20 protein-coding genes are annotated in these 20,547 nt (G+C 65.3%); 5 read left to right on the top strand and 15 right to left on the bottom strand.

Features of this window, described 5'->3' with window-relative positions:
* Window positions 1-54: 54 nt before the first annotated feature.
* The gene (phbB, locus tag NK214_RS01395; RefSeq protein WP_107798814.1) at window positions 55-795 is read left to right on the top strand and encodes an acetoacetyl-CoA reductase; all 741 of its coding nucleotides are present in this window, start codon (window positions 55-57) and stop codon (window positions 793-795) included.
* Between the two features lie 106 nt (window positions 796-901).
* Entirely contained in the window at window positions 902-1,384 is a 483-nt protein-coding gene (locus tag NK214_RS01390) for a GAF domain-containing protein (protein WP_253313612.1), read from the top strand.
* 99 nt (window positions 1,385-1,483) lie between these two features.
* Here the strand turns inward: NK214_RS01390 and NK214_RS01385 are convergent, their stop codons facing one another.
* The 3 genes from NK214_RS01385 to NK214_RS25060 form a co-directional block, all read right to left on the bottom strand.
* Window positions 1,484-1,720, bottom strand: coding sequence for a hypothetical protein (locus tag NK214_RS01385; RefSeq protein ID WP_253313611.1), 237 nt, complete (start codon window positions 1,718-1,720; stop codon window positions 1,484-1,486).
* A gap of 98 nt (window positions 1,721-1,818) precedes the next feature.
* On the bottom strand, window positions 1,819-2,886 hold the full coding sequence (locus NK214_RS01380) for a DNA-binding protein (RefSeq protein WP_253313610.1): 1,068 nt from the start codon (window positions 2,884-2,886) through the stop codon (window positions 1,819-1,821).
* A gap of 171 nt (window positions 2,887-3,057) precedes the next feature.
* Window positions 3,058-3,726: an OmpA family protein gene (locus tag NK214_RS25060; RefSeq protein ID WP_107798810.1), complete on the bottom strand. Its 669-nt coding sequence runs from the start codon at window positions 3,724-3,726 to the stop codon at window positions 3,058-3,060.
* Window positions 3,727-3,940: 214 nt separating this feature from the next.
* Between NK214_RS25060 and NK214_RS01365 the strand changes: the two genes are divergently transcribed.
* Entirely contained in the window at window positions 3,941-5,206 is a 1,266-nt protein-coding gene (locus NK214_RS01365) for an Hsp70 family protein (RefSeq protein ID WP_107798809.1), read from the top strand.
* A gap of 64 nt (window positions 5,207-5,270) precedes the next feature.
* Here NK214_RS01365 and NK214_RS01360 read toward each other — a convergent pair whose 3' ends face one another.
* The 5 genes from NK214_RS01360 to NK214_RS01340 all read right to left on the bottom strand — a co-directional run bounded on the left by NK214_RS01360 (window position 5,271) and on the right by NK214_RS01340 (window position 9,139).
* Window positions 5,271-5,633, bottom strand: coding sequence for a hypothetical protein (locus NK214_RS01360; protein WP_253313609.1), 363 nt, complete (start codon window positions 5,631-5,633; stop codon window positions 5,271-5,273).
* A gap of 253 nt (window positions 5,634-5,886) precedes the next feature.
* Window positions 5,887-6,888, bottom strand: coding sequence for a hypothetical protein (locus NK214_RS01355; RefSeq protein ID WP_253313608.1), 1,002 nt, complete (start codon window positions 6,886-6,888; stop codon window positions 5,887-5,889).
* 34 nt (window positions 6,889-6,922) lie between these two features.
* Window positions 6,923-7,651, bottom strand: coding sequence for a pseudouridine synthase (locus NK214_RS01350; RefSeq protein ID WP_227103415.1), 729 nt, complete (start codon window positions 7,649-7,651; stop codon window positions 6,923-6,925).
* 163 nt (window positions 7,652-7,814) lie between these two features.
* Window positions 7,815-8,210, bottom strand: coding sequence for a hypothetical protein (locus tag NK214_RS01345; RefSeq protein WP_253313607.1), 396 nt, complete (start codon window positions 8,208-8,210; stop codon window positions 7,815-7,817).
* Entirely contained in the window at window positions 8,207-9,139 is a 933-nt protein-coding gene (locus tag NK214_RS01340; RefSeq protein WP_253313606.1) for a hypothetical protein, read from the bottom strand. The genes NK214_RS01345 and NK214_RS01340 overlap by 4 nt, the downstream gene beginning before the upstream one ends.
* 73 nt (window positions 9,140-9,212) lie before the next feature.
* Here NK214_RS01340 and NK214_RS01335 point away from each other — a divergent pair, with 73 nt between their 5' ends.
* Window positions 9,213-10,724: an amidase gene (locus NK214_RS01335; protein ID WP_253313605.1), complete on the top strand. Its 1,512-nt coding sequence runs from the start codon at window positions 9,213-9,215 to the stop codon at window positions 10,722-10,724.
* On the opposite strand, the gene NK214_RS01330 is transcribed toward NK214_RS01335, so the two are convergent.
* From NK214_RS01330 to NK214_RS01305, 6 genes are all read right to left on the bottom strand, one after another.
* Entirely contained in the window at window positions 10,714-11,307 is a 594-nt protein-coding gene (locus tag NK214_RS01330) for a membrane integrity-associated transporter subunit PqiC (protein ID WP_227103423.1), read from the bottom strand. The genes NK214_RS01335 and NK214_RS01330 overlap by 11 nt on opposite strands.
* Window positions 11,304-12,932 carry an intermembrane transport protein PqiB gene (locus tag NK214_RS01325; protein ID WP_253313604.1) on the bottom strand — a complete coding sequence of 543 codons (1,629 nt, stop codon included), beginning with the start codon at window positions 12,930-12,932 and terminating at the stop codon, window positions 11,304-11,306. Before NK214_RS01325 ends, NK214_RS01330 begins: the two co-directional genes overlap by 4 nt.
* Window positions 12,922-13,554, bottom strand: a complete 633-nt coding sequence (locus tag NK214_RS01320; protein ID WP_253313603.1) for a paraquat-inducible protein A — start codon at window positions 13,552-13,554, stop codon at window positions 12,922-12,924. Before NK214_RS01320 ends, NK214_RS01325 begins: the two co-directional genes overlap by 11 nt.
* Complete coding sequence (locus NK214_RS01315; RefSeq protein ID WP_253313602.1) at window positions 13,536-14,162, bottom strand: paraquat-inducible protein A; 627 nt, start codon at window positions 14,160-14,162, stop codon at window positions 13,536-13,538. Before NK214_RS01315 ends, NK214_RS01320 begins: the two co-directional genes overlap by 19 nt.
* The gene (locus tag NK214_RS01310) at window positions 14,162-14,452 is read right to left on the bottom strand and encodes a helix-hairpin-helix domain-containing protein (protein WP_107798801.1); all 291 of its coding nucleotides are present in this window, start codon (window positions 14,450-14,452) and stop codon (window positions 14,162-14,164) included. The genes NK214_RS01315 and NK214_RS01310 overlap by 1 nt, the downstream gene beginning before the upstream one ends.
* Window positions 14,453-14,661: 209 nt before the next feature.
* Window positions 14,662-15,426, bottom strand: a complete 765-nt coding sequence (locus NK214_RS01305; protein WP_197081470.1) for a TSUP family transporter — start codon at window positions 15,424-15,426, stop codon at window positions 14,662-14,664.
* 114 nt (window positions 15,427-15,540) lie between these two features.
* Between NK214_RS01305 and NK214_RS01300 the strand changes: the two genes are divergently transcribed.
* Window positions 15,541-16,461 carry a LysR family transcriptional regulator gene (locus tag NK214_RS01300; RefSeq protein ID WP_235088406.1) on the top strand — a complete coding sequence of 307 codons (921 nt, stop codon included), beginning with the start codon at window positions 15,541-15,543 and terminating at the stop codon, window positions 16,459-16,461.
* 80 nt (window positions 16,462-16,541) lie between these two features.
* On the opposite strand, the gene purL is transcribed toward NK214_RS01300, so the two are convergent.
* Window positions 16,542-20,501 carry a phosphoribosylformylglycinamidine synthase gene (purL, locus tag NK214_RS01295; RefSeq protein ID WP_253313601.1) on the bottom strand — a complete coding sequence of 1,320 codons (3,960 nt, stop codon included), beginning with the start codon at window positions 20,499-20,501 and terminating at the stop codon, window positions 16,542-16,544.
* Window positions 20,502-20,547 lie beyond the last annotated feature (46 nt).

Raw genomic sequence — 20,547 nt, 5'->3', positions numbered from 1 at the left:
AAGTCGTATCGCATAAGCATATCCAGACAGACAGCCAAAAAAGGAGCCAGCACTATGACTAAGCGAATCGCACTCGTAACCGGCGGCATGGGCGGTATTGGCACCGCCATCTGCAAAGCCCTGGCGGAAAGCGGTCACATCGTAGTCACCACCTACAGCAAGCCCGGCCGCGAACAAGCCTGGCTCGCCGACATGAAGGGGCTGGGACTCAAGGATATCCACGCCTACCAATGCGACGTCACCGACACCGCAGCCTGCAAGGCACTGGCCGAAAAGGTGGCCAAAGACCTGGGGCCGGTGGACGTGCTGGTCAACAACGCCGGCATCACCCGCGACTGCAGTTTCAAGAAGCAGACCAAGGACGATTGGGACGCGGTGCTGCGCACCAATCTGGACTCCCTGTTCAATATGACCAAGCCGGTGGTGGACGGCATGGGCGACCGCGGCTTCGGCCGCATCATCAACATCTCCTCGATCAACGGTCAGAAGGGGCAGTTCGGCCAGACCAACTACTCCGCCGCCAAGGCCGGCATGCACGGCTTCACCATGGCCCTGGCGCAGGAAGTGGCGCGCAAGGGCGTGACCGTCAACACCATTTCGCCCGGCTATATCGCCACCGATATGGTGATGGCGGTGGCGGAGGAGACGCGCAACAAGATCGTGGCGCAGATTCCGGTGGGCCGCCTGGGCAAGCCCGAGGAAATCGCCGCCCTGGTCGCCTTCCTCGCCTCCGAACAAGCCGGCTTCATCACCGGCGCCAACGTGGCGATGAACGGCGGTCAACACATGATGTAAACGGGCCCCGGCCCGCCGCGCAACGCCGCCCCGCCGGGCGGCGTTTTCTTTTGCCCGCCCGCTGTGTATGCTGTCGCTTTCCCAAGCCACACCCCGACGACACCCCATGGCAGAACAGCTGATCATCCACGGCGCCGACAAACAAGAGCGCTATCAAACCCTATTGCCGCAGGCGCTGGCGCTGATTGAGTCCGAAACCGATCAGATCGCCGCGCTGGCCAATCTCTGCGCCGCCTTGCACAGCAGCTTCGACTGGCTGTGGACCGGCTTCTACCTGGTCAAGGACAAGCAACTGGTGCTTGGCCCCTTCCAGGGCCCGATCGCCTGCACTCGCATCCCGTTTGGCAAAGGGGTGTGCGGCAGCGCCTGGCAGGCCGAAAAAACCCTGGTGGTGGAAGATGTCGACGCTTTCCCCGGCCATATCGCCTGCTCCTCCAGCGCCCGTTCGGAAATCGTGGTGCCCGTCCGCAACGCCGCCGGCGAAGTGGTCGCGGTGCTGGATGTGGACTCCAGCGAACCGGCCAGCTTCGACGCGGTGGACGCCGAATACCTGGAGCGCATCGCCGCGGGGCTGGCCCGCTTGTTCTGAGAAAGCCCGCAAACCGGCCTCAAGAGCTTGCGAGGCCGCCGCGGCCATGAAAAAAGCGCGCCCTTTGGCGCGCTTTTCATTGCCGGCCCTTGCCGCCGGCTACGACTGCAAATGCATAGGGTCTCGCCCCTCGCGGGATCTAGACCACGCGCGTCCCGCCAGCTCCAGAACCCAGAACACGGCCAGACCGGACAGAATGGACAGATTCTTGCCCGCGGCCATCGCCAGCAAACCCTGCCAGAAAGAGCCGCCGTCCGCCCAGCACAAGCCGGACCACACGAACAAGGCCAGCAGGGAGATCAGCGCCGGCGCGCGATAATATTCGACGAAAGTCATATTGCCTCCAATCAAGACAATCCTCACGTCAAACTAGCAAAGCCGGCTTCCGCCGGCATCGTGGCAAGCACTTAGTAGAAACACGCGTCCGGAGCGAGCTAGCCCAGCAGGGGCAATTGCAGTTGCCGCCCCAGCCATTCGCGCAAGCCCGCCTCGTCCAGCGCCAACAGCTCCTGGCGCGAACCGGCCAGAATCTCGACCAAACGCGCCAGCTGCCGCTCGGCGCCCAGATTCACCTCGCCGGCCAGCCGGCTGTTCTCGCTGGCCATATCCAGCAAGCGCGCCGAAGTCTGCTCCAACTGCACCGCCTGCCGCAACGCATCCTGCTCCAAGGCGGCGCTGCGCCCTTCCAGCCACTCCAGCCTCGCCTCCAAACGACCGTTGTCTCGCTCGCGCTCCGCCAGACGGTCGCGCCACTCGCTTTCCAGCCGCGTCCGCTCGCGCCGGCTTTGTTGCAAAGCCTCTTCCTGGCGCGCCTGCGCCTGCTGCATCGCCCGGCGCTCCTCTTCCATCTGTTCGTAGAGCCGCAGCCGCAAACCTTCCAGCCGCTCATAGGCCAGCGCCTCGCGCCGCGCGGCTTCCTCCCGCGCCTCCTGCACTTTCAGCTCGGCGCGCTCTTCCAGTTCCTGCTGACGTTGCTCCGCCTGACGCCTAAGCTCGGACAGCTCCTTCCTGGACTGCTCCAGCCTCGACTCCTGCTCCAGCTGCGCCCGCTCCAACATCTGGCGCCGGGTTTCCTCGCCCTGCAAGCGTCCTTCCAAGTCCGCCAGCCTCGCGGCGCGCAACTCCAGCTCGCGCAAGGCGGACTGCAACTCGGCCTGGCGCGCCGCCAGGCCGGCTTCCAGCTCGCGGGTCTCCGCCGCGGCCTGGGCCACCGCGGTTTCCGCGTCCTGACGCAAAGACTCCAGCCGCCCGTCCGCCTCGTCGCAGGCCCGCTGCCACACTTGTTCAAAGGCTTCGGCCAGGCCGGCCGGCCAATCCGGCCGCCGCGACGACACCGCCACCCGCGACAGAAACTCCTGCCGCCATTCTTTCAAGGTGTTGTTGATCGTGGTGTTGGAGCCCGCGCCTATCCTGGCCCTCACCTCCATCACCGTCGGCCATACGCCTTCGCCCACCAGCTCGAACGCCGCCTGCCGGATGCGCGAATAAATATCTGTCGCCATGCCTGAAAATGCCCGTTTGTCGTGGCCGACATTCTAGCAAAGCGTCGCTTTAAAATATATTACGTATTACATTTAAAATTTAACAGACAGCCTGCGCATGCCTCGGCAGAAAAACACAAAGGGCGGCGCGCCGTTTACGGCGCCCGCCCCGCATCGCTCCGTCCGCCCGCGTCAACCGCGCGCGGCTTCGCCCACGAAGATTTCCACCCGCCGGTTCTTCGCCCGCCCCGAGGCGCTGGCGTTGCTCGCCACCGGCTCATGCGAGCCGCGGCCGGCGATGCTGATCCGCCCCTCCGCCACGCCGCGCGCGGTCAGATAGTCGCGCGTGGCGCGGGCGCGGTTCAGCGACAGCGGGTCATTGACCGCATTGGAGCCGGTGTTGTCGGTATGGCCGACGATCTTCACCGTGGTCACCGGGTTCTGGTTCAAGGTGGCGGCGAAACGGTCCAGAATCGGCCGCAGATTGGGCTTGATGTCGTAGCGGCCCACGTCAAAAGACACATCGCTCGGGATGTCCAGCTTCAGCTGATTGTCCGCGGTCTGGCTGACGCTGACGCCCGAACCCTTGGTCGCCTGCTCCATCGCCGCCTTCTGCTCCTGCATGTGCTTGGACCACAAATAGCCGCCGCCGGCGCCCAGCGCCGCGCCCAGGGCCGCGCCGGTGGCGGCGCTGCGGCCAGGGTTGCCGCCGGCGGTCAGGCCGCCCAGCACCGCGCCGGCCACCGCGCCAATCGCCGCGCCGGTACCGGTGTCTTTCTGGGTTTCGGACATGTTCGCGCAGCCGGACAGGCCGCCGCTCCCCAGCGCCAATGCAACAAACATCACGATCAGTTTATTCATGCCTGGATCCTTTCCATTCAGTCCATTACCCGCCCCGGCTCCTGCGGGACGCGCTTTCAGCATATACCCATTGCGTTGCGGCCACCGCGCGCCCCGGCCAAAAGACAGGCGCGGCCGAAGCCGCCAAAGCGACAAAACGCTTGATTCGGTTGCCAAAGCCTTCCCTTGCCGCGCCAATCCGCGTACCATCGCGCCTCGCTTTACGGGAGGGAATATGAACACGCAGACTACGGCCCGCGCCTGCGGCATTGACTTTGGCACATCCAACTCCACCGTGGGGTGGCTGCGCCCGAACCAAGCCACTCTATTGACGCTGGAGGACGGCAAGATCACCTTGCCCTCGGTGGTTTTCTTCAATTACGAGGAAGATCATTCCGTGTTCGGCCGGCTGGCGCTGCAGGAATACATGGAAGGCTACGAAGGCCGGCTGATGCGCTCGCTGAAAAGCCTGCTGGGCTCCAACCTGATCGACAGCCAAACCGAAGTGCAAGGCAAGGCCCTGCCTTTCCGCCACCTGCTCAGCCTGTTCATCCAGGAATTGAAGCTGCGCGCCGACCGCGCCGCCGAGCGCCCGTTCGAACAAGTGGTGCTGGGCCGCCCGGTGCACTTTGTCGACGACAACCCCAAGGCCGACGCCGAAGCCGAGACCACGCTGGGCGAGATCGCGCGCCAGGTGGGCTTCAAGGACGTGTCCTTCCAGTTCGAACCCATCGCCGCCGCCTTCGACTACGAAGCCCGGCTGGAGCGCGAAGAGCTGGTGCTGATCGTCGACATCGGCGGCGGCACCTCGGACTTCACCCTGATCCGCCTGGCGCCCGAGCGCCACCGCCTGGACGAGCGCCTCGACGACATTCTCGCCACCGGCGGCGTCCACATCGGCGGCACGGACTTCGACAAGCAATTGAGCCTGCACGGCGTGATGCCCCTGTTCGGCTTCAAGAGCCGGCTGCGCAACAACGCGGAGATGCCGTCCAGCCAGTACTTCAACCTGGCCACCTGGCACACCATCAACTTCGCCTACACCCGCAAGGCCTGGATGGACCTGCAGGACGTGCACCGCGACGCGGCGCAGCCGCAGGTGCTGGACCGCCTGTTCCGCCTGATCCAGGACCGCGCCGGCCACCGACTGGCGATGCAGGTGGAAGCCGCCAAGATCGCACTATCGGACGAGGCGCAGCACCGGCTGGACCTGGGGCATATCGAGGCCGGCCTGCATTGCGAGTTGAGCCGCGATCAATTCAATCACAGCATAGATGCGATGCTGGGCCAGATCGGCGCCACCGTGCGCCAATTGCTGACCGACGCCTGCGCGCAGGCCGACGACATCGACACCGTCTTCTTCACCGGCGGTTCCAGCGGCGTGCCGGCGCTGCGCGACAGCATCAAGCGCCTGCTGCCCCAGGCCCGCCATGTGGAAGGCGATCTGTTCGGCAGCATCGGCAGCGGCCTGGCGATCGAAGCCGCCAAACGCTACGGCTGAACGCCTGTGCGCGAATAGCAAAAGGCCGGGCATTCGCCCGGCCTTTTGCCTATGAGGTTCCGTATCAAGCGCCCGGCTTGCCGCCGTCCGCCTTCTTGCCCTTGCGCCGCGCCTCCGGCGGCAGTTCAAACTCGAACAGCTGCGCGGTGCGCCCGGTCTGCGATTGACAGGCTATCATCAGCGCGCGGTTGATCGCCTCCTTCTTGCTGACGCCCCACCACTCTATCATTTTATCCAGCGACTTCTGCGCGTCCCGGCTCAGTTCCACCGTCACCGACAGCTCCTGCAGGCGGCTGCGGCGCAGTTCGCGGCTGCGCCGCTTGCGCTCGGCCACCGTCATCGCGCGCTCGCCCAAGGGCTTGCGTCCCGGCTTTTTGCGGACGCCGCCAATCAGATCGAAGGTGTAGTGATCGCAAGGATCTTTCATGGCTTGAGTGACGGGTCACGGTCGTTGCTGAAGAGGGGCGCAAGGATAGCACAAAGCAAGCCCTGACGGGCGTTTCACGCATTCCCGGCGCAAAATATCCCATTGCGATGCGGCGGGCGCAAAAAAACCCCGGCCTGGTGCCGGGGCAGACTCAATCAGCCGCCCTGAAGGCTGATCGAAAGCGACTATACAGTTCCAGCATAGCCCTTGTTTCGGCTTTGCACAGCCCGCTTTGGCGTAGTCGGGCCCCGTCTCAGTCGCTGCCGAATTCCCGCTCCAGTTCCGCCAGCGCCTGGCGCGTCACCCGCACCGGCATCAAGGCGCGGCGCAAAGGCTGGGCCTGCCCCAACACCAGCTCCTCGAACTCCAGTTCGGTGGAGTCTTCGCCCGGCGCGTCCTGCTTGATCCCCATGCGGTTCAGGTACAAGGTCCGCCATTCCAGCCGAAAATATTCGGCCGGATGCTCCAGCACATGGCGCACCGTCTCCAGCAAGCCCTCAAGGCTCAGCGCGCCGCGCGCCTCGCGCAATTGGGGCTCGATCTCGGCCATGCGCCGCTGCACCCCTTCGCAGGTATCGGGCAAGGGCGAACCGTCCGAGGAGCCGTCCACCACGGTGCCGGCCTCGCAACGCAGCACGCTCAAGCGCAATTGCAGCCGCGACATCTCGTTGTCCAAGGTCTGGCGCAACTGCTCCAGCAGGTTCAGCCGCCGCGCGATCACCGTGACCAGCATTTCCTCGCTGCGCCGCGCGCTGCTCTCAAGCAGCAGCTCGCGCGACGCGCAGGGCATGGCCAGCCTATGACCGTCGAAGCTCACCACCTGCTGCGGCACTTCGCGGCGCAGCTCCCCGCCCTCCATCGCCACGCCCAGGCGGCCGGTTTCGCTGCGCGCCATCGACAACAAGGCCCAGGCCTCGTCGCCCTGGCTGGCGGACAGGAAGAAATTGCGCAAGGCTTCGCTCTGCCGCAGGCAGGACAAAAGGCTGGCCGGCCCGGAAAACAGCAAGCCCAGCCGCGGGTCCTGCGCAAAGCCGCGCAAGGACAGCGTCAGCGGCTCCGGCATTCGGCTGGGCAACTCGGCCAGATAGGCCTGGGTGACGCGCATGCCCGGGGCCAGCGCGTCCAGATAGCCGGGAGACAGGCGCAAACGCTTGTCCGTGCCGTCGACCAGGCTCTCTATCGCCTGCGTCAACTCCCGCTGCTGCTGCCGGCTTTCGGCATCCAGCCCCCATCTTTGCAACAAGCGCCCTAACATGCGTCCCCCACTGACAACCGGCCGTCCGGCCGGATCAAAACGATTCGTCGTCGCGCAGATAGCGCCATTGGCCGGTGGGCAGATTGCCCAGCTTGACCTTGCCGATGCGAATCCGCTTCAGGCCTACCACGCGCAAGCCCACCAGTTCGCACATGCGGCGGATCTGGCGTTTCTTGCCCTCGCGCAGCACAAAACGCAACTGATCCTCGTTTTGCCAAGCCACGGTGGCAGGCAGCAATTTTTTACCATCCAGCTCCAGACCGTGATTGAGCAGACTCAAACCTTCTTCGGAAAGTTCGCCCTCCACCCGCACCAGGTACTCCTTGTCCACGCTGGAATGCTCGCCGATGATCTGCTTGGCCACCCGGCCGTCCTGGGTCAGGATCAACAGGCCCACCGAATCGATGTCCAGACGGCCGGCCGGCGCCAGCCCTCTCAGATGCTGCGCAGAAAACCGGCGGCGGCTCTTGTCCTCCGCCCACTGGTTTTCCGGTTTGACCAGCACCACCGCCGGCTCGTAGCCGTCCTCGGCCTGGCCGGACACGTAACCCATGGGCTTGTTCAGCAGGATGGTGACGCGCGAGGCTTGAGCGTCCTGCGCCTTCTTGTCCACTTCGATCAGATTGTGCGGCAGCACTTTCTGCCCGAGGACGGCCACCTCGCCGTCCACTTTCACCCACCCTTGTTCGATATAGCTATCGGCCTCGCGGCGCGAGCACAAACCCAACTCGGCCATGCGTTTCGACAGGCGCACTGGTTCCATCATTTCGTTCCGTAATAAAAAAAGCGGCTTGCGCCCGCTGCGGCGCCCGCTCCGTCTCCATCTTCCAAGACAGACGCTCGGGCCACCCGCAACCACCGGCAAGTCCGCTGTTGCATTCCCGCTATTGTAGGGGATGCCACTGCAACTGGCTATGCGCCAACCATCACCCTCCTGTTGGGGACTTATTCAGCACCCCGGTACCACGCACCTCCTCTCTGGTGGACAAGCGCCACTGCAGTACCTTACCCCCAACGTCAAACAATAACACCAGCTCCTTGTCGTAACGGTTCTGCGCACTGAACAAGGGCCCCAGGTCGGTGAAGTTTTGCAACTGAGGCCGATACTGAACATAGCTGTACACCCACAATTCACGATTGCTGGAAAAACGTATTCGGTCCTGCGGCTCCCCAAAAGCATCAAGCACCTCGCGCTGGCTGCCTCCGCTTTGCAGCATTCGCTTCACCGCCGGTTCATCCACTTCCGCCAACTGCCTGCTTCCGCTGCTGGCGCACCCCATCAACCAACAAACGCAACATAGCGCCCACCATCGCTTTTTCATTTGCCGCCCTCCCCAATCATGGGTTCCAACACGACTTGCGCATCGTCAGACCATGCCCCTACATCCAGCGGCACCGAATACAAATACTCACGCGGGTACGGCCATTGAAAGAACGGTGTGAACGACTCAGCGCGACCGTAAAGCCAGATGACGGGCAAGGTGAACTGCTTGCCACGCTCCAACAAGGTAACGCTGAACACCGGCTTGTCAGCAATGAACAAGTATTGAACGCGCCCTTGCTCATAAGGGTTTTTCTCGCTCTGCAAGCGCGCCAGCCCCTTGAGCATCGCCTCACCCAAGGCCGCTGAAGCCTTGCGCGCGCAGGCCACCACATCCTCCTGACACGCGGCCTCCACTACCGGCAAGCAGGCCACCTCCCTCTCATCCCGCAAGCTCACCCTACTCTGGACCCCCACCAAGCACTCCAGTCGCAAATCTCCCAGCCGCCGGGTATTGGCGGGCAGACCTTTGCTGCGTACCACCGGACGCCAACTCAACTCCACCGGGGGCAGGTTCGCCACCAACAGTGCTTTGCGCTGCGCCAGCCCCGCCAACTCATCCAGGGCAAAGCTGTAGTCGCTGGCGAGCTTGACCATGCCTTTGCCCCCACTGCCATCGCGCCAAAATAGCCCTACTCCCGCCCGCGGCGGATGTGGATAAAGGCGATAGCGCAGCGAGGAGCCCGGTGCCAGCGCGCGGAATGCGTCGAAGGCCGCCCGCCCCTTAGCCAATTCGGCATAGGCGTAAACCGACTCCTTGCGCGGGGCCTGCGAGTGTCCTGGTGTTTCGGCAACCGCCCCGACCGCCATCAGCAAACCCAAGAAACCAACTCCCGCCCTCAGATTGCGCATTGCCACGCCTCCCCCGTAAAATTCATATTGCATCATCAAGACAAGAAAACCATCGCATTCGATTTTATTTAGTCGCAATCAGTACATCAAGCCGTCTTGTTCGACTATGCTGGTACGCCATGGAGCGCCAGCCAAGCCCCCGGAGGCAGGCATGAACTGTTTCAATGAATACGAAGACTACGACGGCATTGGCCTGGCCCAGCTGATCGCCGATGGCCAGATCAGCGCCGGCGAGGCCGCGGCCGCCGCCCAGGCACGGCTGGAGCGCTGGAATCCGGCGCTGAACGCGGTCTGCCTGCCGCTGCCGGAACAGGCTCAGGCCCAGTTGCGGCAAGCGCAAGGCGCCGGCCCGCTTGCCGGCTGCCCGGTGCTGATCAAGGATTTGCTGGCCGACATCGCCGGCGTGCCCACTCGCAACGGCAGCCGCCTGTTCGACGGCTACGTCGCGCCGCGCGACGCCGACATCATCCAACGTTATCGCCAGGGCGGCCTGATCTTCATCGGCAAAACCGCCACGCCTGAACTGGGCCTCAGCCCCTACACCGAATCCGAGGTCTACGGCCTCAGCCGCAATCCCTGGGACCTGACCCGCACCCCGGGCGGCTCCAGCGGCGGCTCGGCCGCGGCGGTGGCCGCCGGCATCGTGCCCATCGCCCACGGCGGCGACGGCGGCGGCTCCATCCGTATTCCCGCCTCCAACTGCGGCGTGTTCGGCCTCAAGCCCAGCCGCGGACGCGGCCCGGCCGGACCGGACTACAGCGAGGGCTGGCAGGGCCTGGTCTGCCAACACGCGCTGACGCGCAGCGTGCGCGACAGCGCGGCGATGCTGGACCTGCTGGCCGGCGGCCCGCGCGGCGGCGAGGCCTATTACTGGCCGGCGCCGGAACAAAGCTTTTTCGCCGCGCATCAGCGCGAGCCCGGCAAGCTGCGCGTCGCCTGGAGCAAGCGCCCTATCCTGGGCGGCGCGCTGCACCCGGACTGCGCCGCCGCGCTGGACGACGCGCTGGCCTTGCTGACCGAGCTGGGACACGAGGTGGAAGAAGCGTCGCCGCCGCTGGCGTCGCCGGAGGAATACAACCGCGCGATGCTGGCCATCATCTGCGGCGAGATGGCCGGCCTGCTGCGCGACATCGAGCGCCGCACCGGCAAGCCGGCGCGCCACCAGCAACTGGAAGCGGCCAGCTGGGCGCTGGCGCGCTACGGCGAGCGGCTCAGCGCCGGAGAGCTGGCCTGGGCGCGCGGTTTCGCCTGGGAGCAGGCCCGGATCATGGAAACCTTCCACCAGCGCTACGACGCGCTGGCCACCCCGACCCTGAACCAGCCGCCCGCCCTCGTCGGCGGCCTGGGGCCCAGCGCCGCCGAAACCGCGATCTCGCGCTGGATGCTGGGCAAGCTGGGCTGGGATTGGACTTTGCGCTTCGGCCAGTTGATTCCAGCCACTTCGCGCCGTCTGATGGAGTATCTGGGCTGGACCATACCCTTCAATATGAGCGGACAGCCGGCAATGAGCGTGCCGCTGTACTGGAGCCAGGCCGGGCTGCCGATAGGCGTGCAATTCGTCGCGCGCTGCGGCGACGACCTGACCCTGCTGCGGCTGGCCCGCCAGTTGGAGCAGGCCAGACCGTGGGCGCAACGGCGCCCGCCGGCCCCTCCTAGCGCTTGAAGCCGGCCAGAGCCGGCCCCAACTCGCCGGCCAGCCGGCGGCCCAGCTCGGTCACCAGCGTCTGCAGGCCGGCCGCGGCCGCCGCGGCGTCCGGCGTCGCCAAAGGCTGGCTCTGCAGGAAATAACCGCTGGCCAGCGGCCGTTTGTCGCCCTGCGTCGGCAGCGCCTGCCAAGCCACTTCCAGCGAGGCGTCGCGCCCCGGACGCAGGCGCAGCTGGCGCACGTCCAGCAATAAGCGGACGTCCCCGCCGCCCATGCCCGGTTGCGGATAGGCGTAGATACTGGCCAGGCCCAGCGAGCGGGACAGGTCCGCCGCCACGGCTTGCGTCAGCATGCGGTCCAGCGGACCGGCCCAGCGTTGCAAGTCCAGCAATTCGACATTGCCGGCGGCGTCTTCCACTACCAGCTGGGGGCGCTCCAGCCCCGCGGGCAGGCTAGCCGGCCCCACCATCACGCTGACGCCCAGCACGGGGGTCGCGGCCGCCGTCGACAACGCCGGCCGCAATTGATGGAAGGTGGTGGGCGGCGAGGCGCAGGCGCTTAGCAGCGCCAGCATGATCAAGCTCAGCGCGATGGATTTCATTTTTTCTCTCCCTTGCCGCGTATCAACGCTTCCGGATGGCGGTCCAGGTAATCGGCCAGCGCGCGGAAACTGCGCGCCGTTTCCGACACTTCCTGCGCCGCCGCGCGCACGTCCTGCTGCAGCGGCGAATCCGCCTGCATCGTCTGGCGCGTGCTTTCCAGCGTTTTCTGCAAGTCTTCCAGCGTTTTCACCGCCTGCGGCAGCACCTTGCCGTCCATGTTCTCGGACAGCTTGCGCATGCCGTCCAGCGTCTGGTGCAGCGATTTCAACGATTGATTCAGCTCCTCGCCTATGCTGTCGAACGGCACCTTGTCCAGCCGGCGCGCAATGCGCTGCAATACCCGCTGCAGTTCTTCCAGATCGCCCGGCAGCGTCGGCAACTCGGTCATGCCGTTGCGCACCGCCACCTTGGCCGGCTTGGCCTCGGGGAAGAAGTCCAGCGCCACGTAAAGCTGGCCGGTGATCAAGCTGCCGGAGCGCAGTTGGGCGCGCAGGCCGTTGCGCACCAGCGATTCCACGGAAATCTTGGCCGACAGGCTGTGATCGCCGGACAGGGTGTTGAGCCGGCTGGGATAGGTGCGGATGTCCACCGTCATGTCGAAGTCCTTGCGCGCCGCCGCGTATTCGATGCCGATGGCGGTGACTTCGCCGAAGGTGATGCCGCGGAAATCCACCGGCGCGCCCACGGTCAGGCCGCGCACCGACTGCCGAAACTTCAGCCGGAAGGACTGGGTTTCCCGGTCGCGGTTCTGCAGCGCTTTTTCGCGGGTTTCATTGAGCAGGAACAGGTATTTGGCGTCCGGCGCCTTGTCCGGCCCGTCGCTGAGCGGGGTTTCAAAGGCGATGCCGCCCAGCGCAATCGCCGCCAAGGACTGGGTGTTGACGCTCAGGCCGTTGGCGCCGATGGCCACGTCGATGCCGCTGGCGTGCCAGAAGCGGCTGTTGACGGTGACGAAGTGATCATAGGGCGCGTTGACGAAGACCGACAGCTTCACCGCGCTACCGGCCGGGTCCAGCTCGTAGCCCACCACCTGGCCCACCGGCACGCGGCGGAAATACACCGGCGAGCCGGCGTTGAGCGAGCCCAGATTGTCGGAGCGCAGCACGAACATCTTGCCCGGCAGGTCCGCGTTGATGATGGGCGGCACTTCCAGGCCCTTGAACTCGGTGCGGCGCTCCTTGCTCTTGCCCACGTCCATGCCGATGTAGGAGCCGCCCAGCACCGTGCCCAGACCGGACACGCTGCCGCCGGAGATGCGCGGCCGCACCACCCAGAAACGGCTGTCCGCCACCAGGTAATCGTCCACATTCTTGCTCAGCTCCGCGGTGACCAGGATGGACTGACGGTCCGAACTCACCGACACCGCCTTCACCTCGCCTATCTCCACGTCCTTGTACTTGATCCGGGTTTTGCCCGCCTCCAGCCCTTCCGCGTTCTGGAAGGCGATGGTGATGGTGGGCCCGCGCGATAAGACCGCGCTCACCGCCAGCCAGCCGCCAATCACCGCCGCCACCACCGGAATCAGCCACACCAGCGACGGCGACCAGCGCCGCCGCTTCACCGGCACCGCGGCCGGCAAGTCCTCGCCGGCTGCGGCCGGTTTTTCGGGTTGATCACTGCTCATCGTCTTCCTTTACCTGATCCCAGATCAGCCTGGGATCGAAACTCATCGCCGCCACCATGGTCAGCACCACCACCGTGCCGAAGGCGATCGCCCCCGGCCCGGCCTTGATCGACGCCAGCGACTGCCATTGCACCAGCGCCACCATCAGGGCCACCACGTAAATGTCCAACATCGACCACGGGCCGATCACCTCCACCACCCGATACAGCCGCGTCCGTTGCCGCGGCGCCCAGCCGGAACCCAGCTGCACCGTCACCAGCAAGAGCAGCAAGGCCAGAATCTTCAACAGCGGCACCAGCACGCTGGCGGTGAACACCACCAGCGCCAGCGGCCAGGAGCCGGATTTCCACAAATACACCACCCCGCTCATGATGGTGTCGTTCTGCATGCCCATGATGGTGGAGGTTTCCATGATAGGCAGCAGATTGGCGGGCAGATAGGCCACCATCGCCGCCAGCAGCAAGGCCCAGCTGCGCTGCAGGCTGTGCGGCTTGCGCGAGTGCAGCGCGGCGTGGCAGCGCGGGCAGGATTGGGTGCCTTCTCCGGCCCGGCACAGCAGCCCGCAGCCGTGGCACAGCCACAGGCCGGACTGCGCAGCGGTTTTCACGCGGTAGTCCGACATTGCTGACAACGCTCCCACAAGTCTTCCGGATTGAAACGACTGGCGCTGGCCGCCATCAACACGATCAAGGCGAACAAGGCCATCAGGCCCACGCCCACGTGCACGGTGGCCAGGCTGACCAGTTTGACCAGGGACACCAGGATGCCCAGCAAAAACACTTCCACCATGCACCACGGGCGGGTCAGTATCTTCAGCCGCATCAGCCAGGGAAAGCCGCGCGGCACATGGCCGAAGGCCAGCGGCAGCCGCACATAGAGCATGCTGCCCAGCTCCAGCGAAGGCATCACGATGCCGGTGAACATCACCAGCATCGCCACCGACAACATGCCCTGGCGCTCCAGCGCCACCACCGTCTGCCACAAGGTGGCCGCGCTGCGGGCTCCGGCGGCCTCCAGGGTCACCACCGGATAGACGTTGGCCAGCAGAAAGGCGATCACCCCGGTCAGCAGCAGCGCCAGCTCGGCGTCCTGCCGCTGCGCGCCGTAACGGCGCACCAAAGCGCCGCAGCGCGGGCAGCACGCCCGGCCCTCCCCCTTCAACGCCACCCGCATCAGCAGATCGCAATCGTGGCAGGCGGTCAGCTTGGAATCGGCGTCCGGCCGCGCCATCAGTAGCCGCCTTTCGCCTTGCGCTCGGCGGTGAAGCTCCACCACGGCCGCGCCTCGTCGCTGTCCATGTAATGGACCACCGACATCAGCGTATCCAGCACGCACGGGTCCTGCCGGGTTCCGGTCAGTTCGCACAAACGGTGGTACAGCCGCAAAGGCTCGGCGCCGCGCAATTGGCGCGGCTCTTCGATGCCGAGCAGGCGCAAATCCTCGGCCAGGCTGGGGCCGATATTGGGCAGCTCGCGCAAATGCCGCGCCCGCGCCGCGGGCGGACAACGTGATGGATGCATAAACTCTCTGCGCAGATGGCGACAACCCGCATCATAAAGGAGGCCGCGCCAGAGTTCAAAAGCCGGCCCGGTCCGGAGGCCGTTCAACATCCCGAGAATTAGGCGAGACAAGGAGGGAGGAAAGGAAGAAACGGAAGGGAGGCGGCGCATGCGCCTTGCGCAACGGCGCCCGCCGCGCCCGGTCCAGCGCGGCGGACTTGAACAGACGCTCAGCCGTGGAAGATGTCCCAGCCCAGCTTGAGGATCAAGGTGCTGGTCAACAGCAGGAACAGCACCCGCACAAAGCCGGTGCCCTTCTTCATCGCCACCCAGGTGCCCACTGTCGCGCCGGCCATATTGCACACCGCCATCGGCAGCGCGTACTGGAACAGCACATGACCGGCGGGGATGAAGAACAGCAGCGCCGCGCAGTTGGTGGTCAGGTTCACCACCTTGGCCGAGGCCGAGGCGTGCAGAAAATCGAAAGCGAAGAAGCGGATGAACAAAAACATCAGAAAGCTGCCGGTGCCGGGGCCGAACAGGCCGTCGTAAAAACCGATGGCGCCGCCGATGGCCATGCCTATCGCCATTTCGCGCCGGCCTATCGCCACCGGCTTGTGCAGGGAGCCGAAGTCCTTCTTCCACAAGGTGTACACCGCCATCACCACCAGGAGCGCCAACACCAGGGGGCGCAGCACGGCCTTGTCGATCAGGCTGACCGTGGCCGCGCCGGCGATGGACATGAAGAAGGCCGCCACCGCCGCCGGCAGCACCAAGCGCCACGGCACCTTGACCCGCTTCAGATAGGAACGCGCGGCGGACAGCGTGCCCATGGCCGCCGCCAGCTTATTGGTGCCGAACACCGTGGCCGGCGCCAGATTGGGCAAGGCGCTGAACAGGGCCGGAATCTGAATCAGGCCGCCGCCGCCCACCGCCGCGTCCACCAGGCCGGCGGCGAAGGCAATCACGCACAAAAAACTCAAGGTCAACAGCATCCACTTCTCCCGGCTCCGCGCCGCTTACAGTTAGGACAAGATTCTATGCCTTGCCAGCCAAGCGTGCTTGCAATACCGTATTGCGAAAATCGCAATCAGAATACCGGGGCCGGGATGAAATCCTTATGGGAATTGCGCGTGTTCTGCGCGGTGGTGGAAAGAAAAAGCTTTGTCGCCGCCGCGCGCCAGCTGGGCACATCGCCCAGCAGCGCCACCCGCGCGGTGCAGACGCTGGAAGAAGCGCTGGGCGGCAGCCTGCTGGCGCGCTCGCAAAAACAGGTCAATCTGACCCTGGCCGGCGAAAGCTATTACGCCGCGGCGCGCAAAATGCTGGACCTGCAGGAAGAAGCCGAGGACGAGCTGGCGGCCTTGAGCGAGGCGCCGCGCGGTCTGCTGCGCTTTTCCGCGCCGGAGGCGATGAGCCACGCTCTGTTGCCGCCGGTGCTGACCCGCATGGCCGACGCCAACCCGGAGCTGCGCTTCGACGTGCTGTACAGCGACACCATACTGGACCCGATACGCGAGAAGCTGGACTTCAGCATCCGCGGCGCCTTCCCCGCCTCCAGCGAGCTGATCGGCTACCCGCTGTGGGATTACCAGCGCCACCTCTATGCCAGCCCGGCCTACGTCGAGCGCCACGGCGCGCCGCAAACGCCGGAACAACTGCCGGAGCACCGGGTGCTGATCCACTCCGCGCCGCGCGTGCTGAAAGCCTGGAATTTCGTGTCCGCCGGCCACCAGCTCAGCCTCAATCTGACGCCCTGGCACCGCGTCAGCTCCGGCAGCGCCGTGCTCCACGCCGTGCTGGCCGGCCTGGGCGTCGCCCGTCTGGGCAATTGGCTGGCCGAGCCGCTGGTGCGCGCCGGCCAGCTGCTGCGGCTGTGCCCGGATTACCGCATCGTCTCCAGCCACGGCGACAATCCGCAGATGCACGCCGTCTTCGCCAACCGCCGCATTCCGCGCAAAGCCCGGCTATTGCTGGAGGAGGTGCGCGCGGCCGCCCGCGACGCCGGCTACGGGCTTAAAGCGCGCTGAACCATAAAAAAACGGAAGCCAAAGCTTCCGTTTCGATCATGTTCACCATGGGCCGGAACACCGGCCCGCCATGGCCCCGCTCAACCCACCCAGCGGCGGGCAGCGGCGAACATCCGGTACCAAGCGCCGTTCTCGCCCCAATCCGCCGGGTGCCAGCTGTTCTGCACGGTGCGGAACACCCGTTCCGGGTGCGGCATCATGATGGTGAAGCGGCCGTCGGCCGTGGTCACCCCGGTGATGCCCGCCGGCGAGCCGTTGGGGTTCAGCGGATAGGTCTGGGTGGCGCGGCCGTCGAAATCGACATAGCGCAACGCCGTCAGCGCCTGCTCCTGCGCGCCCGGCGCGAACACCGCGCGACCCTCGCCGTGGCTGACCACCACCGGCAGCTGGCTGCCCACCATATCGCCCAGGAAGATGGACGGCGAGGCCGTCACCTCCACCATGGCGAAGCGCGCCTCGAACTGCTCGGAAGCGTTGCGGTGGAACTTGGGCCAGTGTTCGGCGCCCGGGATGATGGACGACAGATTGGACATCATCTGGCAGCCGTTGCACACGCCCAGCGCGAAAGTGTCGCCGCGGCCGAAGAAGGCCTCGAACTGATCGCGGGCGCGCGGATTGAACAGAATGCTCTTGGCCCAGCCTTCGCCGGCGCCCAGCACGTCGCCGTAGCTGAAGCCGCCGCAGGCGGCCAGGCCCTTGAAGTCCGCCAGCGACACGCGGCCGCTGATGACGTCGCTCATATGCACGTCCACGGTATCGAAACCGGCGCGGTCGAAAGCCGCCGCCATCTCCAGCTGACCGTTGACGCCCTGCTCGCGCAGCACCGCCAGGCGCGGACGCGCGCCGCCGGCGACGAAGGGCGCCGCCGGATCGGCGTGCACGTCGAAGCTCAGCTTGGCGCTCAGACCCGGCGCTTTCGGGCTGGAACGCAGCAGGTGTTCGCTGTCGGCGCAGGCCGGATTGTCGCGCAGGCGCTGCATGCGGGCGCTGGTCTCGGACCATTCGCGGTGCAGATCGGAACGGCTCTCGTTGAACAACTCCACGCCGCGGTGCTTGATCACCAGGCGGTCCTTGTTGTTCACGCGGCCGATCACGAACAGCTCGCGGCCGATACCGGCCTTCATGAAGCGCGAAATCACTTCCGGCGTGTCGGATTTCTTCACCTGCAACACCGCGCCCAGCTCTTCATTGAACAGCACCCGCATCAGGCGGCCATGGGTGGCGGCTTCCTGAGTGGGCTGCACGAAGTCGTCGATGATGCGCTGGGTGTTCTTGCGCTCGATCACCAGTTCCTGCAGATCGATGGTGACGCCGATATGGCCGGCGAACATCATTTCCGACAAGGTCACGAACAGGCCGCCGTCGGAGCGGTCGTGATAGGCCAGCAACATATCGTCGCGCAACAGCGTCTGCACGGTGTTGAAGAAGGCCGCCAACTGGTGCGGGCTTTCCACGTCCGGCGCCTTGCCTTCCATCGCCTTCCATACCTGGCCGTAGATGGAACCGCCCAGACGGCAGCGGCCGTAGCCCAGGTCGATCAGGATCAGATCGGTGTCTTTGTCCTCTTTCAGCTCCGGCGTAGCGGTTTTGCGCACGTCTTCCACCGGGGAGAAAGCGGAAATGATCAGCGACAGCGGTGCGGTCACGGCTTTCTTCTCGCCGGCCTCTTCCCACACCGTCTTCATCGACAAGGAATCCTTGCCCACCGGGATGCTGATGCCCAGGTCCTGGCTCAGCTTGGACACCGCGTCCACCGTACGGTACAGGCGCGCTTCCTCGCCCGGGTGGCCGGCGGCGGCCATCCAGTTGGCGGACAGCTTGACGTTGCCCAGGTGGCCGACAAAAGAGGCGGCGATATTGGTCAGCGCCTCGCCTATCGCCATGCGGCCGGAGGCCGGCGCGTCGAACAGCGCGGTGGGCGTGCGTTCGCCCATCGCCATCGCTTCGCCGCGGTAGGTGTTGAAACCCATGGTGGTGACGGCCACGTCCGCCACCGGCACCTGCCAGCGGCCCACCATCTGATCGCGCGCGGTCATGCCGCCCACGGTGCGGTCGCCGATGGTGATCAGGAAGGATTTGTCCGCCACCGTCGGGTTGCGCAGCACGCGCAGCGCGGTTTCCTTCAATTCAAAGCGCGAGGCGTCGAAGATGGCCAGATCGCGCTCGCGGGTGCTCACGTCGCGGGTCATCCGCGGCGGCTTGCCCAGCAACACCTCCAGCGGCATGTCCACCGGATGGTTGTCGAAGTGATCGTCGCGCACCTGCAGATGGCCGTCGTCGGTGGCCACGCCCAGCACCGCGAACGGGCAGCGCTCGCGTTCGCACAGCGCGGTGAAGCGTTCCAGATCCTGCGGCAGCACCGCCATCACATAGCGCTCCTGCGACTCGTTGGACCAGATCTGCATCGGCGTCATGCCCTTTTCTTCCAGGTGCACTTTGCGCAAATGGAAGATGGCGCCGCGGCCGGCGTCGTTCACCAGCTCCGGGAAGGCGTTGGACAGACCGCCGGCGCCCACGTCGTGAATCGACACGATGGGGTTGGCGTCGCCCATCTGCCAGCAGCGGTCGATCACTTCCTGGCAACGGCGTTCGATTTCCGGGTTGCCGCGCTGCACGGAGTCGAAGTCCAGATCCGCGCTATTGGCGCCGGTGTCCATGGACGAAGCCGCGCCGCCGCCCAGGCCGATCAACAGGCTGGGGCCGCCCAGCTGAATCAGCAGCGCGCCTTCCGGAATCTCGTTCTTGTGGATTTGCTGCTGCTGGATATTGCCCAGGCCGCCGGCGATCATGATCGGCTTGTGATAGCCGCGCATCTCGCCTTCCACCACTTCTTCGAAGGTGCGGAAATAGCCGGTCAGATTGGGACGGCCGAACTCATTATTGAACGCCGCGCCGCCGATAGGACCTTCCAGCATGATCTGCAAGGCGGAGGCGATGCGCTCCGGCTTGCCGTATTGCGCCGCTACGTCGCTGTAACGTTCCCACGGCTGCACAAAGCCGGGGATGTTCAGATTGGATACGGTGAAACCGGTCATGCCGGCCTTGGGACGCGAGCCGCGGCCGGTGGCGCCCTCGTCGCGGATTTCGCCGCCGTTGCCGGTGGACGCGCCGGCGAACGGCGAAATCGCCGTCGGGTGGTTATGGGTTTCCACCTTCATCAGAATATCGGTGGGCTCGCTGTGGTAAGCGTAGCCGTGGCCGTCCGGCTGCGGATAGAAACGCTCGATGAAAGCGCCTTCGATCACCGAGGCGTTGTCCTTGTACGCCACCAGCGTGCCTTGCGGATTGGCGTCGTGGGTGTCCCGGATCATGCGGAACAGCGACTTTTCCTGCTCCTCGCCGTCGATGATGAATTTGGCGTTGAAGATCTTGTGGCGGCAGTGCTCGGAGTTGGCCTGCGCGAACATCATCAATTCCACGTCGGTGGGATTGCGGCGCATCTTGGTGAAGTTTTCCACCAGATATTCCACCTCGTCCTCGGACAGGGCCAGGCCCAGATCGGCGTTGGCCGCCTCCAGCGCCGCGCGGCCGCCGGCGAGGATGTCCACGCTGCTCATCGGCTGCGGATCTTGATGGACAAACAGGCGGGCGGCGTCGTCCAGCGAGGCCAGCACCGTTTCCGTCATCCTATCGTGCAAGAGGCCCGTCAAAATATGACGAGCCTCTTCATTTAAAGATTGTTGCGCGGACTTAACCCAGAAGGCGGTGCCGCGTTCGATGCGGTAAATTCCTCCCAGCCCGCAGTGCTGGGCGATATCGGTGGCCTTGGAGGCCCAGGGCGACAAAGTGCCCAATCGCGGCGTCACCAGAAACAGTTCGCCATCCGGCTGGCCGGCCAACGGCGCTTCGCCGTAACTCAGCAACTTGCCCAAGGTGGCCTGCTCTTCCAGCGTCAGTTCGGTTTCGCTTTCGGCGAAATGCCAGAATTCGGCACTGATGCTGAGGTCCGGCAGCCCGGCTTCGGCGGCTGCGGCAAGCAGTTTTTCAAGACGGAACGGCGACAGCGCAACGCCGCCACGGAGCTTGGTAAGGTAAGACATTAGACACCCGCGACAAGTATCAGGAAAGCGCGTCATAATACAGCAA

Origin of the sequence: Chromobacterium sp. S0633, assembly GCF_024158805.1 — a bacterium.
Lineage (GTDB): Bacteria > Pseudomonadota > Gammaproteobacteria > Burkholderiales > Chromobacteriaceae > Chromobacterium.
Note: the sequence above shows the minus strand (reverse complement) of the source record. Positions and strands in the feature narration are given on the sequence as shown.